We start from the raw sequence: 18,359 nt of genomic DNA, 5'->3' as shown, positions 1-18,359 counted from the left end.
GTCATTTGGTTATGTCATAAATCCCCTCAGAGTGACAAGGCTGCCTAACAATGTTTCAGTACTTAAAATCTGGGCAATGAAAAAAATTCACCCTACCATGGTAAATCAAATCTTTAACATGGCCTCAAATAAAAAAACCGAGGAATCAATCCTCGGTTTCTATAAAAATAGCCTTCGCTATCTCAATATAAAATATTTTTTTGATTCGGATCAACTTACCCCATTGGTTCCCAACAGCAAAAACAGTCCCGCTGCCAATGCTGCACCTACAATAGGGCCTAAAATTGGCACCCAACTGTAACTCCAGTCTGATGAGCCCTTGCCTTTTATTGGAAGAAGCTGATGCATTATTCGGGGACCTAGATCTCTTGCAGGATTGATTGCATATCCCGTCGTACCCCCTAAGGAAAGACCTATTACCCAAACTAAAAAAGCCACAGGCAATGCACCTATAGAACCCAAACCTATTGGAGTCCCCTTCCCATCATCTATAACAGGACCGGTAGAATATAGAATAACAAGTATTAAAACAAAAGTACCAATCACCTCAGAGGTGAAATTCGAGGACAAGCTTCTGATTGCTGGGGCAGTACCAAATGGAGCGAACTTTAATCCTGGGTCATCTGTAAGATCAAAGTGATCTTTGTAAATCACATAGGAAACACCTGCACCCATCATGGCTCCAGCTATTTGGGCAATAACATAGCCTGGCACCATTCCCCAAGCAAAGTCCCCCACAATGGCAAGGCCTATACTCACGGCTGGATTAAGATGAGCTCCACTATATGGTCCAGCCACTACCACTCCAATAAATACACCCAAAGCCCAAGCGGTGGTTATGACCATCCAACCTGAATTTTGTCCTTTGGTTTTGTTTAATACTACATTTGCCACTACTCCTGAGCCCATGCCCAAAAGCAAAGCTGTTCCGATAAATTCAGCTATATAAACGTTCATAATCAATCATTTACCCAGTTTAATGCCCTTCCTACCGCTTTGTGCCAATAGTCTAAAGTTGATTGCATCACCTTTGCATCTTGTTTGGGTTCAAAAGATTCATCTGCTTTCCATAAGCTCCTAATTTCGTCCATATCCTTCCAATAGCCTATTGCCAAGCCTGCAAGGTAAGCAGCACCTAATGCCGTGGTTTCAATTATTTCTGGCCGTTTGATTGAACATTGATTTAAATCTGCCTGAAACTGCATCAAAAAATTATTGGCAGTAGCACCTCCATCTACTCTTAATTCTGTGGTTTCTTCTCCAGCATCTTTTTCCATTGCTTTCAATACATCATGTACCTGAAAAGCGATGGCTTCTAATCCTGCTCTGGCCATATGGGCCTTGGTTGTACCACGGGTGATTCCAAAGAAGGCCCCTCTGGCTTCCTGATCCCAATAGGGAGCTCCCAGCCCTGTAAGCGCTGGCACAAAATAAACGCCTCCATTGTCTTTCAAACCTAAAGCCATACCTTCACTGTCTTTGGCATCATTAAATATTCCAAGGCCATCTCTGAGCCACTGGATTCCTGCGCCTCCTATAAACACACTTCCTTCCAAGGCATAGTTGACCTCATCTCCTATTTGCCAGGCGATGGTCGTTAAAAGTTTATTGTTGGACTTGACAGGTTTATCTCCGGTATTCATCACCAAAAAACATCCTGTTCCATAAGTGGTTTTTGCCATTCCAGGTTCTGTACACAACTGGCCAAACAAAGCAGCCTGTTGATCACCAGCAATACCTGCAATTGGAATTTTTGCTGACAGTAAATTGCCTGAAGTTTTGCCATAAACTTCACTACTTGATTTTACCTCTGGTAAAATGGCAGCAGGAATATCCAATAGTTCAAGCAACTCTTTGTCCCATTGTTTATCATGAATATTGAAAATCATCGTCCTACTGGCATTGGTAATGTCAGTTATATGGGTTTCACCAGCTGTCATTTTCCATACCAGCCAACTGTCTACTGTACCAAAACACAGTTCTCCCTTCTCGGCCCTTTCCCTGGCTCCTTCTACATTATCCAAAATCCATTTGATCTTGGTACCAGAAAAATAAGCATCAATGATCAAACCAGTTTTATTCTGAACCATCTCTGAATGGCCGGCTTCTTTAAGTTTATTACAGTAAGCTGCCGTACGCCTGTCCTGCCAAACAATGGCATTGAAAACAGGCTCGCCAGTTTTCCTGTCCCAGAGAATGGTGGTCTCCCTTTGATTGGTGATTCCAATTCCCGCAACCTGACTGGCAGTGATATTGGCCTTAGTGATGGCTTCAGTGGCTACCGAGGCTTGTGAAGACCATATTTCTTTAGGATCATGTTCAACCCAGCCAGATTTTGGAAAGAATTGTTCAAAATCCTTTTGTGCGGTGGCTACAATCTGCCCCTTTTTATTAAAAATTATAGCCCTTGAACTGGTCGTTCCCTGGTCCATGGCCATTAAGTATTGATTATTTGGGTTCATTGGGTTTTAGATGTTAATTAAATACTTTCTGGCTAATTTATAAAATTCTTCTAACTCTTCGGTTATCCATTCATCATCATTCCCAAGTTCTTTTGCCATGATTGCGGCCACCTTGGGTGCCATTTGCATCGAAGCTTTGGCGTCAAGCAATAAAATTCTACATCGTCGGGAGAGAAAATCTTCAATCTTTTGGGCCATTTCCTCACGAACTGCCCATACTACCTCTGCTCCCGTATAAGGGTAATCCTCATGAATTCGCTCAGCCCATTCAGGATTTTGCTTCTGTAAGTCAAGAATAAATGAAGCATCGCTACCATATAGTTTCAAATGCCCATCAACCTCCTTAAGGCTATACCCATGCAAATGTTTGCTAGCAGATGTACTTTCTATTGCAGTCAGATTATTGTTCTTAAAATGAGCATCCACAGTGTCTTCTCCCATTTTTCTGAAAGTAGTCCACTTGCCACCAGTTATGGTTATCAGTTTACTCTTAGAGACTATAACCTTATGACTTCTGGATATTTCCTTAGTCTTGGTACTGCCCTCTTTTGGAGCTGCAAGTGGCCTAAGTCCTGCAAAGACAGACAAAACATCGGATCTTTTGGGTGGTTTTACTAAGTAATTACTGGCGGTTTCCAGAATAAAATTAATTTCAGAGGCCAAAGGTCTAGGCTCCATTTTTGGTTTCTTCACCAAAGTATCGGTAGTTCCGACCACCAACTTCCCTTCCCATGGAACAGCAAAAAGCACTCTCCCATCGGAGGTCTCAGGAATCATCAAAGCATCATCTCCACCCAAAAAAGAATTGTCCATCACAAGATGGATACCCTGGCTAGGTTGGATCATCTTACGGGCTTCGGGATTGTCCATTTGCAAAATCTTATCTGCAAAAACTCCCGTAGCATTAACCACAGATTTGGTGGAAACCTTATAATTTTTCTTACCAATCAAGTCCCTAAAAACTACCCCATTAATCTTACCAGTTTCATCTTTGCTCAACTTGTTCACCCTAGCATAATTGAGTATAGAACCTCCCATTTCAATACAGGTCTTGGCGATCACCAAGGCAAGTCGCGCATCATCAAACTGTCCATCATGGTATAAAATACCACCTTTAAGACCTTTTTGTCGAATTTGCGGCAACCTTTTTATAGTGTCTTCTCTGGAAACAAACTTGGATTTCCCCAAACGCAAGCTACCAGCCATCCAATCGTAAATTTTTAACCCTACACCATATTTCAGCCGATCAAAAAAAGAATACAACGGAATAACAAATGGTTGGTTGATTGTTAAATGTGGTGCATTTTTCAATAACCTGCCTCTCTCCCTCAGCGCTTCCAAAACCAAGCCTACTTCTCCCTGGGCAAGGTATCTAACCCCTCCATGAACAAGCTTGGTACTCCTACTCGAAGTGCCTTTAGCAAAATCAGATTTCTCCAACAATAAAACCTTCAAACCTCTGGACAAAGCGTCCAATGCAACCCCTAATCCGGAAGCTCCACCACCTATTATCACTAGGTCCCAGACTCCCTTTTCGTCTTCAATAATTGATAAACTGTCTTTTCTATTCATTGCCACCTTTTTACCTCACTAAAGTAACACAAAAGGAAATAAAAAGAAACAAAAGGAAATCATTTTCGTATATTTGGGCTCTATTATTTCTCTTAATATGATAATTGCTAAAAGACACAAATACATATTGGACAAGCTGGAAGAGGCTGGCTATGTGAGCGTAGCCGCTTTGAGCAGAGAAATGGATGTTACCATGGTAACTGTTAGAAAAGACTTGAGGATCCTGGAAGAAAAAGGTTTACTATTTAGAACCCATGGAAGTGCCACTCCCGTTTCACCATACGTCAACGATAAACCCGTCACTGAAAAAAGACTGGTGCAGGTCAGTCAAAAAAATGCAATTGCCAAAAGAGCCACGGACTTTCTACATCAGAATGATGTGATTATTATTGGATCTGGGACTACAGTCTTGGCTTTTGCTCAATCAATACCCAAGTCACTTTCCTTAACTGTTCTAACAGCCGCCATGAACGTCAGTATGGCCTTATTGGATTTGAAAGAGACAGAGGTTGTTCAGTTGGGCGGTGTTGTTCGCAAAAGCAGTAGTTCTGTAGTAGGGCATTTTGCAGAAAACATGATTAAAGATTTTGCTTGCAGTAAATTATTTATCAGTGTTGATGGCATTGACCCGGAATTTGGTCTAACCACCTCCAATTTATTGGAAGCACATCTAAACAGCATTATGATTGCTTCTGCCCAAAAAACCATAGTTTTAGCAGACAGTAGTAAATTTGGTAAAAAGAGCTTTGGAAAGATTGCCAACCTTGAAGACATAGACACCTTGATCGTAGATAAGAAGCTCTCCGTACACTACGTAGAGATGCTCGAAGAAAAAGGAGTTAAAGTGATTCTGGTCTAAATGATTCGCTTTCTAGGGAAAATAAACCTAGCAAATTTTTAGTTATTCACTTCAAAAACCTCACTTATTACAACCATCTCACTCAAATCAGAAAATTTAATATCAAAGGTGAAGGTTTGATTGATGGTACTATCAGGTTGCTCTAACAGTTGCAAATTAATACTTGAGCCAATATTTCCAAAAAGCTCAATATCACTTTTTTGCTTTGTGATATACTCAGCTATCGTTAGGTTTCCATTTATTTTAAATAACTCATTCAGTTGTTCCCCTGGCAAGAATTCATTCCCTTGAGCATACACAGTTGATTCAGAGGTGATGACCATTGATTCAATTGCCTGAGTTGGTTCAGGTAAGCGGGGACTGCAAGCTATGGCTGCATTAATAAAGGAAAATCGAGGTCGAGCAATGGATGCCATGACTTCAGTATAATCCAGGTCAGCAATCCTAATTTGAATGGCCGCTAGCTCAAAGTCAGTAGATTTTGTTGTTATAAAACCAGTAGAAGTTAAGCTTCCTACTAGGACATACAACTCGGTGATTTTGGACTCCATGGGATTAGAAGGCCCACAATCATCAACACATGAAAACGGAATATTTGTTAGAACAACAAGACTGAGTAAAACTAAAAATCTTTTCATATCGTAAGAGGCCAAATCAACTAATACCTAACAAAAGATGGCTTATCAATAGTTAATAAAATATCAATTTCCATAATTAGGATCATATGTTATTTCTTTAGGAAAATGGGTAGGTAAGAAATAAAATGAGCAAACTTCTATTTCCCCCAATCAATCAAATGAATAATAGGATTTGGTTCTTCACCTTTTAATTCAGAAACTCCCTCCGTCATTAAATAAGAAATTCCATTTGACTTTGGGAGATAATGCCCTTCCAGGTTCTTTACCCTCAATCCATCCTTTACCAGCCAAGAACTATCCTTTTTCCTATCGTAACCAAAAAGATAATAATTCCCTTCATAATGATAGGTCACCAAATAGTAGGCTTCATTGACTTCAATCTTTTCAATGAAAAACACCCTCTTCCCTTCCTCATTGATTACGTTTTCTGAGAATTGGAATTTTAAATGGGGAATAAAATCACCGTTTTCATTTATCTGAAACAGTGTATCTCTTTCTACCTGTTCCTTGAGAGTGCCAATCGGAAAAAAGAAATAAGCAGTGGAATCAGCCCTTGTTATAAAGGAAGGATGTCTCCAAATAGTATGAAAAATCTTTTCAATCTTTGCTTTTAAAGGTTTTAGGCTATCTATTTTAACGAAATCCCTGTCTTGTTTGAAAATCTCATTAATTGAAACAAGCCCCAAAGCTTCATCTTGAGTATTGTCATCAGTTATCACCATATAGCCCTCAGGTATTGGGGTAATATAAATGGGTGGGGATGACAAAATTTCAGATTCAGCCAATAAATCTCCATCTTCACTGAATTTAAAGCTCTTTCTAAACCTCGCGTCTGCAGCAATAATTGACTGATCCATTGGATCAATAATCATGGACCTTACCTGTCTGTAGTTTCCCGGAGCTTCCCCATTTTCTCCTATTTTTTTGATATACTTCCCTGCATGGTTAAATTGAAGTATACCTTTTGCATAATTGATATACAGGAAATCTTCAGAGACAGCAACATTATGGATATAACCTATTAAACTTTCTTCAGTCATCTCTAAAGGAATGCTGGTGTAATTTGCTGCAACATCCTCTAAAAACAGCTCTGTTTGATTGTTATGTTCAATCCGAATGGTTTGCAAACCACCCGCTTGTTCAGTCCCTCCTTTGTCCTGACAGGCATTGAATAAGCCTAATGCAAAAAAGACAATCACCATTATTTTCCTACTTATCATTATTTATATAGCTTGAGAGTCATTATACAATAGACCTTCCAATACGTGATGAAATCACTTTAAAACCAGGCCCCTTTAACCCGAAATATGCAATAGACATTCTATTACGTGCTGAAATCGCTTTAAAATCAGCCACTTCGTTGCTGTTTTCAATTTCACCATAGCGGTGCTATGCTAAAATCTCCAAACAGCCTGATTTTCTTGCGATTGCAACACTTCCCGTAAACACGGGACAGGCTTCACCCCTGACATTGTCAGGACGGAGAAATTCTAAAACATAATCCGGGTTTAACTTAGATTAGTCCAGGCAATAAACCAACTACCAATGTAGTGATAACCCATGGTTATAAAAAATAATTGGGGTTTTATGCAGGACTTTATATGTTTTTGAATTTTGTATAAAAAAAATCTGGCTCGATTTATATAAAAGCAGACAATATGAAAATCAGGAAATAAATCATCCTCTCAAAAGCTTACCATCACCCAATTCAATGATGCGTGATGTTTTGTGTGCAAATTCCATATCATGAGTCACCACCAAAAGTGTTTTGTTGTAGGCCTCGGTAAGTTCTTTAAATATGTTAAACACAATGTCAGCATTTTTGCTGTCCAAATTACCTGTAGGCTCGTCACACATGATAATCAGCGGATCATTGATCATGGCTCTGGCTATGGCCACCCGCTGTTTTTCTCCACCAGACAATTGATAAGCCATTTTATGCGCCAATTTCTCTATGCCTAAATCTTTCAGGAATCCATAGGCATTGTGTTCTAATTCTTCTTCACTTAATTTATCTAACTTAAAGCCGGGTAACATCACATTCTTCAAAGTCGAAAACTCATTTAACAAGTAATGAAATTGAAACACAAAGCCGATCTTCTCATTTCGTATTGCCGCCAATTGCTTTTCTGATTTGCCTTTGACACTTATCCCATCTATAATAAGGTCTCCTGTAAAGTCTGAATCCATGGTGGAGAGAATATAAAGCAAAGTAGATTTCCCACTGCCTGATTTACCAATAATAGAAGCATACTCCCCTCTGGAAAGGCTGAATGAAACATCTTTCAAAACATCAACTTTTACGGGGTTTAAAAATGATTTGCTGATGGACTTGGCCTCTAAAATAATATTGTTTTCCATTTATTTCCCTCTAATAATGACTACAGGGTCAACCTTACTTGCTTTTTTGGCAGGGAACCAGCCAGCCAAAAAAGTAGTCACCAAAGCGAATATTGCGGCTATGGAATAATATTGAATACCATAATCAATCGGATAAGTAGTTACCGTCGGCATGGTTGGAGAGTCAAAGGGGATGGCATCTATGGTTAAGGAAAGCATGAAACCAAAAAGCACACCTGCAAATCCGCCAACAACACCAATACTCAAAGAGATTGAAATGAAAATCTTCTTAACATCATTACCGGCAAACCCCGTAGCCTTAAGTATGGCAATGGTATCCATTTTTTCATATATAAGCATATTAAGAATATTATATATACCAAATCCCGATACTATCAATAAGGTAATCCCTACAGCGTAGGAAATAATAGACCGCACTCCGCTTCCGGTTTCAAACTGAGCATTGGCCGTTTGAATATCCTCTGCATCAATTTTAAAGAAGTGCTCATATTCTTTGGCAATTGCCGGCGCCCGGTTTAGGTCCTTTAGTTTTACTTGAATGTCACTGATGTAATTATTATTTTCACCAAGTATTTTCTGAGTAGTTGACAAGCTGGCAAAACTCTGCACTTTGTCTATCTCAGAGATACCAGACTGAAAAAACCCAATGACTTTTAAGGAAAACTGCTCTCCTTCTGTGCTTGTGACCGTGACAATATCACCAACCTTAGCCCGCATGGTATTGGCAGCTCCTTGACCCAAAATTATGTTATTGTTTACATGATTGAGGTCCAAAGAATTTCCAGCAAAGACATAATCATTGAAGGAAAAATAAGCTGCTTCCTTCGCGGGATCTATCCCATTTATTATCCCATTCAAATCTATATTGCCTAAGTTATAGAAAACTTGAGCAGTTACTTTGGGGGCCACTCCCAATACCCTGTTATCCATAGAAAGCTTATTGATTATTTGGGGAGCATTGTATATTTCTTTTCGCGAATTGGTAGGTTTTACTGAGCTTATAAAGTTATAATGGTCTTTGAAATCTTCACTCAACTCAATAGGTTGTATTTTGGAAGGAAGGATATCATTGTAAAGTCTTATATGTGGGGTTCTATTCAACACTATCCCATCCAATAGTTGGTTTAAACCCTCCATAAAACCCAATAAGGAAATAAACAAAGCTATGCTGAAAGTCACCCCCACAGCAGCAACAAATGTCTGCTTCCATCTGGCTCTCATCAAGGCTCCGGAAATCTCTGTGATGTGTTTGACCTTCATTATTCCGGCAATTCTATCCTTGTATTTCCATCAATACCATTTTTAATTTCTACCAAATCATAATCCATTAGGCCTGTTGAAACCGTCCGGACTTCACCCCCTTCCAGTATCACAGAAGAGTCATTGAATAAATAATTTCTTGGGATGGTTAAAACCTTTTCTTTGGTTTGGATTAAAATACTGGCCTCTACTGTCAGGTTGGGAAAAAGTTGGGCAGGCCTTTTGATAAACTTCGCCTCTGCCTGAAAAGACCTTGTACTTGAATTCATCATTGGATCAATGGAAATTATCTCAGCTTCGAAAACTTGAGACTGGTAGCTATCCATTCTAATAAAAACCCGCTGACCTTTATTCACTTTTACTCTATCAAATTCATCAATATTCAGTTCAATTAAAAAATCAGCACCCCCAATCACAGCCGCTGCCTCTGAACCATTGATTAGGTCCCCCTCTTCTCTATTTACCTTATAAACCCGTCCATCTACCTCACTTTTAATGACATAATCATTTTCCAATAATTTCGCGATCTCTAAATTATTTTTGCTTTGTTCGGACTGTAGTTCAAGTTGCCTCTTGACCTCCTCATAATTGGTGTGGGCAGTTGCTAGGTTCAATTTTGCATTTTCATAGTCCAATAGCCTTTTTTCTAAAGTCACTTTAGTCCCAATACTTTTGCTCCACAGCTTTTTTTGTCGCAGATACAAAATGGAGTCATTGGTCAATTTCTTTTTTGCAAAAGCTATGGCATTTTCTGCATCAAGCAATTTATTTTCGTTAACCGAAAAATCAGCGGCCACCGATGCAAGCCTCGCATTTTCAGTAGCAATTTTTGTGTTTTCATTGTCCAATTGAAAAATAGGATCCCCCTTTTTTACCAAAGAGCCTTCCTCTACAAATACCTTTTTAATAGGACCATTTACCTTTCCCTGAACTTCATATTGATTTTCACTCTTTATAAAGCCTGATGCATAGACACTTTCTGTTATGCTTTTTAATTCAGGAATAATTACATCCTTCTTATTGCTGCAGGAGAACAATGAGGAAACAAACAACAGCAATACAACTCGAATACAATTATTCATTCATCTGTTTTTATCGTTCTTTCACTTCTTACCATATTCAGCATTAAAGATCAAGGATAAATTTATAGGGTGCTGCCGAAGCCAAGGATTTTATGCCTATAATTAATGCGTTTTTAGGCTAACTTATTAATTTAGTAAGTATAAGTAAAAGAAATATTATTATCAACCCATTTAAACGACTATTAATAATCCATTCCCCTGAAACAAAGAAAGACACACCCTAAATAATAAAAGTTTTGGAAATGGAGAACAGCAGAAATTGCCCAGCTTATAAGCAATAGCATTGAAATAGGATAAAAAGGAAGTCTAGGCTTTCCCGGTAGGTTTGATCAATAATTCATTAACATTGACTGTGTCTGGCTGATTTAAGACATATAACACAGCCTGAGCAATGTCTTCCGGTTGAAGCTTGGCCTCATCTCCCCCATAATCTTTGTCCTCCAGCAATTCTTTGTCGGTAATATCATTTCTTAGATTCGTGGCTACAGTTCCCGGCTCAATAGAGGCCACTCGAATATTAAATTCCGGAGACAACTCCATTCGCATGGCTCTTGACAGGGCAATAAGCCCAGCTTTTGACGCACCATATACGGCACCTCCCTGATACAACTCTTTTCCATCCACGGATGTAATGTTTACAATATGTCCGGACTTTTGGCGCTTCATTTCCGGCAATACTTCATAAATACAGCGAAGCACTCCCTTCACATTTACATCTATGGTTTGCAACCATTCCTCAAGGTGCCTGTTCTTCATATAGCTCAAAGGCATTACACCGGCAGCATTTACCAAGATATCAATACGACTGTATTTGTCTTTTATTTTCTTAAAACCCTGGGACACACTTTGACTATCACTTACATCCATTTCCACCGCCATGCTTTCATGAGGCAATTTTGCTTGGATATTTTTTAACTTTTCAATGCTTCTACTTGCCAAAATGACCGTACATTCATTTTCGGAAAGCGTGGTAGCTATTGCTTTGCCAATACCACTACTGGCACCAGTAATTACTGCAACTTTATTTTCAAATTCCATAATTCTTCGATTTAGCTAAAAATTCATTTGGAATAACAGGTTCAAAAATCAAACCATAGTTATTAAAATGAGGTCGACAACTTCGAAAATTGACTAATTAAACAGTAATTTCATACTTGCAAGGAACATTCATCCTGAACATTATTAAACCCATAGTTCTATTTTATTTTTACAGATAATTTTAATACTTTCTTCACTAGGTGACTTTCCAATTTTTTCCCTAAACCCGTGGATTTGGGATAGATTTCTTCATATCGTTATTTGAGATATTATCAGTAAAAAAAAATAAATAGTACTTAATTGTAGATTTAATGAATTCATATAAAATTTTCTTATCAATCATAGGCTCATTTTTATTATTTCAGTGTTGCAACAATAATATTAAAAACACTAGCGAAAAACCACTTTCTGGCATCCCAATAATAATAGATACTTCCAAAGTACTAGACTCCATCGATGTATCCACCATAATAAAAAAATTAGAAATTACCCCTTTAAAATCTAATGAAGGAGATTATATCTCTGAAGTTTGGAAGGTGGAATTCCATGACAATTTTTTGATTGTTTTAGATAGGTATGGTAGCAATCGAATTCATATTTACAATACTGAAGGAGAATTGTACAAAAGCATTGTTCCGACTGGCAACGGTCCAAATGAAGTTTCCACGATCACAGACTTTTGGATTAATAATAAAGGTAATCTCGAAATTTTTGATTCTTCACTAAATCGAATATTGATTTTTGATGAAAATTATATGCCAAAAAAAAGTTTTAAGGGTGAGGATCGTCTTTCATTAACTGCAATCCAAAAGATTGAAAATAAATACATAACCTATGGTGGTTTCAATTCTTCCCATCATAATGAGTACTTTAAAGTCGGTATTTTCGATGAGACCTTTAAAATTGAAAATGCAGCTTTCCATTTTGATGAAGTTTTTAGAGGGGCTCTAATTTCAACTCCAACCGCTCCATTTGGAAAGGTTGGAGATGAATACCTATTTTCACAGAATTATGACAACACAATTTATAACATAAGTAAATCGGGACAATTTACTGCACGGTTTCAACTAAACTACTCTCCTAACCCACTCCCTTATGATTTCAATGAAAAATTAGTAAGGCAAAATAGTAATTTGTTTAAATCTCAAGATGTGGATTTCAAAAGAATAAATAAGCTTTACAAGGGTTATTCCGGCTTTAGAGGGAAATGGTTAGAGTCAATCAACTATTCCATTTTCAGTTCTTTCGACGAAAAACAACAAGGTTTTGTTTGTATTTACGATAAGGACAATAAGAAAATTATTGCCAAAGGTATAAGCCTATATCTCACTGACAGTTGCTTAATTATTCCCTATCTTCCCTATTTTTCTACCGTTAATCCATCAGAGAATTGCTTTTTCACTGTTATCACTAAACATGAATTAATCAATTTCATAGCAAAAGATAGCCCTTTCTTTGGATTAGTCAATAAAGAGGAAAGTGAAAGCAATTTTCTTGTTAAAATTTCATTGTAATAAATCCTATTTAAAGGAAAAATTATCATCCTGTAGTTAATGTAATAAGGGTAGACTGGCCATATAATTGCATGGTAAGCATCTCCATTTATTCCTCCCCTTTCTCGGTTTTAATAAAAGCATCCAGACGCTTTTGATAGGCAGCCTTGTCATCTTCATAAACAGGCATCAGCCCTTTTTTCTCGGGGAAGGTTTCCATATGTAAAGTTTGCGTTGGAAAAGCAAACCTAACCCCTAATTCATTGGCAAGTCGTATCGCTGATAGAATCAAATCCTCTCTTGCCTTTAGTTCTTCCGGCCAAGAAGGCACCTTAAAAAAGACATAAAACATAATGTCCAAACTATAAGCTGAAAGATTGTTCAAATAAATATTGTAATAGTCTTTTCTAGTTTTAGGGTGATTTTGAACAATTTTACGTAAGCCACTTAAGTAAACCTCAATCAACTCCGGAGGAGTATCATAGGTAATGGTAATATTGGTATAAAACCTCCGATATTTTCTAAGTCCATGGTTATCAACAGTGGCATCAGCAATTTTACCATTCGGGATATAAACCAATGAGTTTCTAAAAGTCCTGACCCTGGTTGAACGAAAGCCTACTTCCTCTACTGTCCCATCTACTTCCCCACTAGTGATCCAATCACCTACCTGAAATGGTTTGTCTATAAAAATCATAACGGAGCCAAAGAAATTTTTGATGGTATCTTGTGCCGCCAAAGCAAAGGCAAGACCACCAATAGACAAACCTGTAAGGAAAGGGACAATATCTATACGTAATCCGTATTTTAATATAAATAGAGAACCTATTACAATTACAAAAGTCTTGAGGGTCTTCCGGACCAAAGGCACCAATTGGTCATCTAAGGTAGAAGTGGTTTTATCAGCCATCCTTCCCATATAGGCTGAAAGCACATCCACCAACTTATAAAAGATGACCGTAACGATAAAAGGTTCTGCGGCATTCAGGAGTATGGTAACCCAAGAGGCCACACTAATCGGAAGTTGTAAAACCCGAATAAAAATAGCCAAGAGCAAAATTATAATGTAAATACTTATTATTCTAGCCACTGGAAGGAGGTACTGCTTCGCAATTTGTCCATAACCGGATTTGATGAGGAAGTAATAAAAAAGCCTATCGATCAGTAGAGTGAAAAGTTTATGGCTTGTAAAAACCATCAAGACTAAAAAGAAAATACCTGTTAACTGCCATAAGTAAAGACCAAAATAACTTTGGCTACCTATTCTAGGCAATATATCAAGCAATTTAGCTGTCCCCAAGGGATAGGTTTCTTGGTGTAATGCTTTTATATTTTTAACAGTGGCCGAAGAAAACTTCCAACGATCTCCGACTTTCTCCAGATAAACGGCAGGAAGCATTAGCTCATCAAAAACATACACTTGCTGACCATTCCTAACAGAATCTATAAAGTCGGCAGAATTAGGCACAGTGTTCATCCGAACAAAAACACCTTTACCATCAAAAACCTGCTTCAGTTTTACAGCTAGGGCAGCTGCGTCCTGCCCTTCACTTCCCTGCATATTCAATGCCTTGGCAGCAATTTCAGGATTATAATTTGGTTCATTCAGGTTATAGAAAAAAGTATAGGTCGTGTGATAGGGAGAGCTGAAATTATTGTGATCTGTGGTGTCTTCAAGAATCAATGATCTGGAATCAAAAACTTGCGCTTGAACAGAAAACAAAAACCCAAAAAAAACTAAAAAGCCTATTACTAATCTATTTCGCATGCAATTATCCATAATTAATTATACCCCTCACTTATTAAAATTTCCTTCTTCATTAATTTATAATGGTATCTTATACTCATAAAGCTTGTCCCCATATACTGTTACAAGCGTATATTCATTTTCACTTCCCGAAAAGTTGATCCAAAGACTTTGACTAATACTGATTGGTTTTTGATTGATCAGTTGACCTTTCCCATTGTACAAATAGGCAAAATCCTGAACTTTATCCAATACTGCGAAAATTTTATTCCCATCACCAAAGGAAAAATACTTGTATTCTAAAGCGCTTGAGGGAATACTCATCTCAAAAAACACCTGTTCATTTGGTTTGAGCACTTTAAGCTTATTGTACTCCTCTATAACCCAAACGTAATCAGATTTATTCTGATCGTTGACCAAATTAAACTTGGTATCTGTATCGGGTCTAAGCAATTGATTTCTATAAGTAAGCTCACCTTTGAAGTTCACATTTATCACCTCTCCAGCCTCATTGACTGTCACGAGCTTGGAAGGCTCTTTGTTCTTGCTTTCTTCAATGGCATAAGCTGTGGAAATGCCATCCCCAAGTAGAATGCCACCACCTACTTTCGACTCCCCTTTGCGGTTAAACAGGTTTAGTTTACCATTGTTGTGAAGACTGACCATAAAATCGCCCAATCCGGGTTCACGGTGATGACCTGGCATATAACTTAAAGGCCCAGCACTGTTGGTATTTGGTGACCAGCCTTCCAGCAAATTGCCTTTCTGATCATAAAGATACAAGTCTCCCTCCGTGTCTGCTACAAAATACCTGTAACTTCGATTGTTGTCATAATCCAATACATTTAAAAAGGCGATTTCTTTGTCCTCTACAAAAGGAATGGGATATTCAGGTAATAAATTCCCATACCTATCAAGGGCATAAATAAAGTCCCTTGTAGCAAAAACCAGCTGAAGTTTACCATTTTTAAAATAATCAATTTGGTGAACCTCACTTAAAACAGCACTTGGAATTCTCTGAGAAAATACCCGCTCCCCTTCACCACTTATAAGATGTATAAAATTGTCTTCATCCTGCACCAAAAAATCAGTGCTTCTATCATTGAAATTTTGAATTCCCTTAGGCCCAAAAATCAAGGGCTTATCAAAAGATGTACTTCTGGATTCGGAAAGAATCATTTGCCTATTTATTTCCGGCTCACCTAAATCAATGTCCAAATTGATTTGCACGCTACCTTCCTTAAAGATGGAAATATTTAGCCAATCAAAAGAGCGAAAAATAGGAGCATACTTTTGAAATACCGGGCTCCAGGCAGCATCACTATTTTGAATTAAAATGGGGTAAAACCGGTCATTGTTCAATATCAAACGAATAGGGGCTCCATTGTTTTGTTCCTTAAGTAAGTCCTTGTAAGCAAAAGATTTTCCCCAGGTATTGTCATTGTAAAAATCCTCCAAAAGGTTTTTTACTGTTTTTAGACTGTTACCAATTATCAGATGATCTCCAGCCATAGAAACGTAACTCCTAGAAAAGCCTGTAAAATTCCCCTCAAAAATATGGGCAGGAAACTCTTCTATGTCAAGCATAAAGATTTCTTTTCCCATAAAATATTCTTTGAAGAGCTTTGTGCTATCGTTTTGACTTACTTCTAAAGCAAATTTTTCCAGATTTAGGTACCTCCTTGCAGTGTTCTCTGGATGAAGTAAAAGAATTTGGTTAGGGTTTCTATCAAATAGATTTTCTTCAAGCACCATTGTGGCTTCCCCTCCCAATCCATTCAAAAAATCCTGTATTTCCAGGCTTTCGTCTAGTGTAGCTACTATTAAAGGCCTTGGTTTAAATGCCAAATTAGGTATTTGTTTGAACCCTTGAAAACTCGAAAACAAGTATTGGGTGACCCATGCAGCCCTATTGCTTATTACCGGAGCAAAGGACAGGCCACTAGGAACATTACCTTCAAATTCCATGGTGCCTGTTGTCCCATTAGTATACATCTGTCCACTAAACAAAATGGAGGTATCACTGAAAGCAGGGACCAAATTTGAGGACAATTTGTTCTCTCTAAGGTTTTTCAATAATAGCTCTGCATTGTCGTCTGTCAATTCATTGACCAAAGCGGCAAATCCTTCACCAGAAAACCTTATTACCCCTCTGGAATTCAATGGGGTTGAGGGTTGGAAGAGATGAGGTTGGGATTGTTTGAAGTTTTTCAACTCCAAAGATTTTGCATAGCGTATGCCATCTTCTACAAGAAAAGAAGTATGGCTTCCCATCAACACATTTTCAAAACGGGTAAAGGTAAAGGTTTGCTCTCCCCTTTCGGTTTTAAACTCGTAGAGTTCCACTCCACTATAATTTCTTTTCTTTAAACCAGGAATACCATTATCAGGTCCTTCTTCCAGGTTTTTAAGGAATTCAAAAAAATGCTCGTTCTCAAAAGCAACAGAAATTAAAAACCCAAATGCACCTTTTCCAATAGGGTGCAATGACAAGCGAAATCTATGCCCTTTAAGGTATTTATCAAGGTTTCCATTTTTCCCAGTTATACTGTCCAGTAAAACCAATTGGGATTCCACATCAGCAAGAGCGGGTAAATTGTGAAGTTTCTCCCATACGGGTTGGTTCACCAAGTTGTTCCAATACCCCACAGGGTCATTGGTTTCAAAAACGAAAATGGCATTTGAGGGAACTACTTCCAACCCATTTAACTTGGAGTCAAAAAAATCATCCTTCACCAATAGGAAAGCGATGAATCCAAACACCAAAATCAATAAAATTATCAGCAGATTTTTCAATAGGCCCTTTTCATTTAATGTTTACCAACTACACATAAAAAAACAAAAAAATCCCAACGATTCAAAGTTGGGATTTTTTTATGACAATATAAATTTCTAATTATTTGTTTCCGATTTTATCCAAAACGGCCATCACTTCTTTCACATGACTTCTTGAAACTTCCAATAGCGCTTTTTCATCGCTATTCAAATCCAATTCAATAACTTTTTCAATACCATTTTTACCAAGGACTACAGGTACTCCCAAGTAACAATCATCAATTCCATATTCTCCTTCTAACTTAATACATACAGGGAATACTCTTTTTTGATTCTTAACGATCGCTTCTACCATTTGAGCAGCTGCAGATCCTGGTGCATACCATGCAGAAGTACCCATCAATTTAACAAGCTCTCCACCACCAGATTTGGTTCTTTCGATAATCGCATCTAAAGCTTCTTTACCAATTAATTCAGTAACAGGGATACCTGCAACGGTAGTATATCTTGGCAATGGCACCATGGTATCTCCATGTCCACCCAATAAGATCGCTTGAATTTCTTTTGGAGAAACATCAAGGGCTTCAGCCAAGAATGCTCTATATCTAGCAGTATCAAGGATTCCTGCCATACCAATTACTTTTGTTCTTGGTAATTTAGAAACGATATGAGCCTGGTAAGTCATTACATCCAATGGATTGGAAACGATAATGATAATGGCATCTGGCGAATGTTTAACAACATTTTCTGTTACCATTTTCACAATACCAGCATTGGTTTCGATTAAATCGTCTCTGGTCATACCAGGCTTACGTGGTAAACCAGAAGTAATTACTACTACATCAGATCCAGCAGTTTTAGAATAATCGTTTGTACTTCCTATAGTTCTGCTATCATAAGCATTGATAGGGGCTTTTTGCCAGATATCCAATGCTTTGCCTTCAGCAACACCTTCTTTGATATCAACTAATACTATTTCTTCAGCTATTTCGCGGTAGGCCAATACATCTGCACATGTGGCACCAACATTTCCGGCTCCGACTACGGTTACTTTCGTCATTTCTTATAATCG

Annotated in this window: 14 protein-coding genes; 2 read left to right on the top strand and 12 right to left on the bottom strand. The window is 38.0% G+C overall.

The features are described from left to right. Positions 1–210 precede the first annotated feature (210 nt). From CA2015_RS11590 to CA2015_RS11580, 3 genes are read right to left on the bottom strand one after another with little or no spacing between them, the layout of a single operon-like run. On the bottom strand, positions 211–957 hold the full coding sequence (locus CA2015_RS11590; RefSeq protein ID WP_048642061.1) for an MIP/aquaporin family protein: 747 nt from the start codon (positions 955–957) through the stop codon (positions 211–213). 2 nt (positions 958–959) lie between these two features. Further along, complete coding sequence (glpK, locus tag CA2015_RS11585; protein ID WP_048642060.1) at positions 960–2,462, bottom strand: glycerol kinase GlpK; 1,503 nt, start codon at positions 2,460–2,462, stop codon at positions 960–962. Between the two features lie 6 nt (positions 2,463–2,468). After that, entirely contained in the window at positions 2,469–4,034 is a 1,566-nt protein-coding gene (locus CA2015_RS11580) for a glycerol-3-phosphate dehydrogenase/oxidase (RefSeq protein ID WP_048642059.1), read from the bottom strand. Between the two features lie 97 nt (positions 4,035–4,131). Between CA2015_RS11580 and CA2015_RS11575 the strand changes: the two genes are divergently transcribed. Further along, positions 4,132–4,893 (top strand): DeoR/GlpR family DNA-binding transcription regulator, encoded by a 762-nt coding sequence (locus CA2015_RS11575; RefSeq protein WP_048642058.1) that lies wholly within the window; start codon positions 4,132–4,134, stop codon positions 4,891–4,893. Between the two features lie 38 nt (positions 4,894–4,931). Here the strand turns inward: CA2015_RS11575 and CA2015_RS11570 are convergent, their stop codons facing one another. From CA2015_RS11570 to CA2015_RS11545, 6 genes are all read right to left on the bottom strand, one after another. Then, entirely contained in the window at positions 4,932–5,531 is a 600-nt protein-coding gene (locus CA2015_RS11570; protein WP_157470448.1) for a hypothetical protein, read from the bottom strand. Between the two features lie 137 nt (positions 5,532–5,668). Continuing rightward, positions 5,669–6,751 (bottom strand): 6-bladed beta-propeller, encoded by a 1,083-nt coding sequence (locus CA2015_RS11565; RefSeq protein WP_048642056.1) that lies wholly within the window; start codon positions 6,749–6,751, stop codon positions 5,669–5,671. Between the two features lie 457 nt (positions 6,752–7,208). Further along, complete coding sequence (locus CA2015_RS11560; RefSeq protein WP_048642055.1) at positions 7,209–7,892, bottom strand: ABC transporter ATP-binding protein; 684 nt, start codon at positions 7,890–7,892, stop codon at positions 7,209–7,211. After that, complete coding sequence (locus CA2015_RS11555; protein WP_048642054.1) at positions 7,893–9,152, bottom strand: ABC transporter permease; 1,260 nt, start codon at positions 9,150–9,152, stop codon at positions 7,893–7,895. It abuts the gene before it with no gap. After that, positions 9,152–10,234 (bottom strand): efflux RND transporter periplasmic adaptor subunit, encoded by a 1,083-nt coding sequence (locus CA2015_RS11550; protein ID WP_048642053.1) that lies wholly within the window; start codon positions 10,232–10,234, stop codon positions 9,152–9,154. The genes CA2015_RS11555 and CA2015_RS11550 overlap by 1 nt, the downstream gene beginning before the upstream one ends. 306 nt (positions 10,235–10,540) lie before the next feature. Further along, positions 10,541–11,272: an SDR family oxidoreductase gene (locus CA2015_RS11545; RefSeq protein WP_048642052.1), complete on the bottom strand. Its 732-nt coding sequence runs from the start codon at positions 11,270–11,272 to the stop codon at positions 10,541–10,543. A gap of 311 nt (positions 11,273–11,583) precedes the next feature. Here CA2015_RS11545 and CA2015_RS11540 point away from each other — a divergent pair, with 311 nt between their 5' ends. Next, positions 11,584–12,786, top strand: a complete 1,203-nt coding sequence (locus CA2015_RS11540; RefSeq protein ID WP_048642051.1) for a 6-bladed beta-propeller — start codon at positions 11,584–11,586, stop codon at positions 12,784–12,786. Between the two features lie 88 nt (positions 12,787–12,874). On the opposite strand, the gene CA2015_RS11535 is transcribed toward CA2015_RS11540, so the two are convergent. The 3 genes from CA2015_RS11535 to mdh form a co-directional block, all read right to left on the bottom strand. Next, the gene (locus CA2015_RS11535; RefSeq protein ID WP_048642050.1) at positions 12,875–14,533 is read right to left on the bottom strand and encodes a mechanosensitive ion channel family protein; all 1,659 of its coding nucleotides are present in this window, start codon (positions 14,531–14,533) and stop codon (positions 12,875–12,877) included. 57 nt (positions 14,534–14,590) lie between these two features. Next, positions 14,591–17,308, bottom strand: a complete 2,718-nt coding sequence (locus tag CA2015_RS11530) for a hypothetical protein (RefSeq protein ID WP_157470446.1) — start codon at positions 17,306–17,308, stop codon at positions 14,591–14,593. A 100-nt stretch (positions 17,309–17,408) separates the two neighbouring features. Next, positions 17,409–18,347, bottom strand: coding sequence for a malate dehydrogenase (gene mdh / locus CA2015_RS11525; RefSeq protein WP_048642048.1), 939 nt, complete (start codon positions 18,345–18,347; stop codon positions 17,409–17,411). Positions 18,348–18,359: the final 12 nt, after the last annotated feature.

It is taken from the genome of Cyclobacterium amurskyense (assembly GCF_001050135.1).
In the GTDB taxonomy this organism is placed as follows: domain Bacteria; phylum Bacteroidota; class Bacteroidia; order Cytophagales; family Cyclobacteriaceae; genus Cyclobacterium; species Cyclobacterium amurskyense.
This window is presented reverse-complemented; position numbering and strand designations above follow the sequence as displayed.

Bases quoted from the DNA above. Each gene is read 5' to 3' on its own strand.
- CA2015_RS11575 (WP_048642058.1), top strand. From the start codon at position 4,132: ATGATAATTGCTAAAAGACACAAATACATATTGGACAAGCTGGAAGAG.
- CA2015_RS11565 (WP_048642056.1), bottom strand. From the start codon at position 6,751: ATGATAAGTAGGAAAATAATGGTGATTGTCTTTTTTGCATTAGGCTTA.
- CA2015_RS11550 (WP_048642053.1), bottom strand. From the start codon at position 10,234: ATGAATAATTGTATTCGAGTTGTATTGCTGTTGTTTGTTTCCTCATTG.
- mdh (WP_048642048.1), bottom strand. From the start codon at position 18,347: ATGACGAAAGTAACCGTAGTCGGAGCCGGAAATGTTGGTGCCACATGT.
- glpK (WP_048642060.1), bottom strand. From the start codon at position 2,462: ATGAACCCAAATAATCAATACTTAATGGCCATGGACCAGGGAACGACC.
- CA2015_RS11545 (WP_048642052.1), bottom strand. From the start codon at position 11,272: ATGGAATTTGAAAATAAAGTTGCAGTAATTACTGGTGCCAGTAGTGGT.
- CA2015_RS11555 (WP_048642054.1), bottom strand. From the start codon at position 9,152: ATGAAGGTCAAACACATCACAGAGATTTCCGGAGCCTTGATGAGAGCC.
- CA2015_RS11560 (WP_048642055.1), bottom strand. From the start codon at position 7,892: ATGGAAAACAATATTATTTTAGAGGCCAAGTCCATCAGCAAATCATTT.
- CA2015_RS11540 (WP_048642051.1), top strand. From the start codon at position 11,584: ATGAATTCATATAAAATTTTCTTATCAATCATAGGCTCATTTTTATTA.
- CA2015_RS11590 (WP_048642061.1), bottom strand. From the start codon at position 957: ATGAACGTTTATATAGCTGAATTTATCGGAACAGCTTTGCTTTTGGGC.
- CA2015_RS11580 (WP_048642059.1), bottom strand. From the start codon at position 4,034: ATGAATAGAAAAGACAGTTTATCAATTATTGAAGACGAAAAGGGAGTC.
- CA2015_RS11570 (WP_157470448.1), bottom strand. From the start codon at position 5,531: ATGAAAAGATTTTTAGTTTTACTCAGTCTTGTTGTTCTAACAAATATT.
- CA2015_RS11535 (WP_048642050.1), bottom strand. From the start codon at position 14,533: ATGCGAAATAGATTAGTAATAGGCTTTTTAGTTTTTTTTGGGTTTTTG.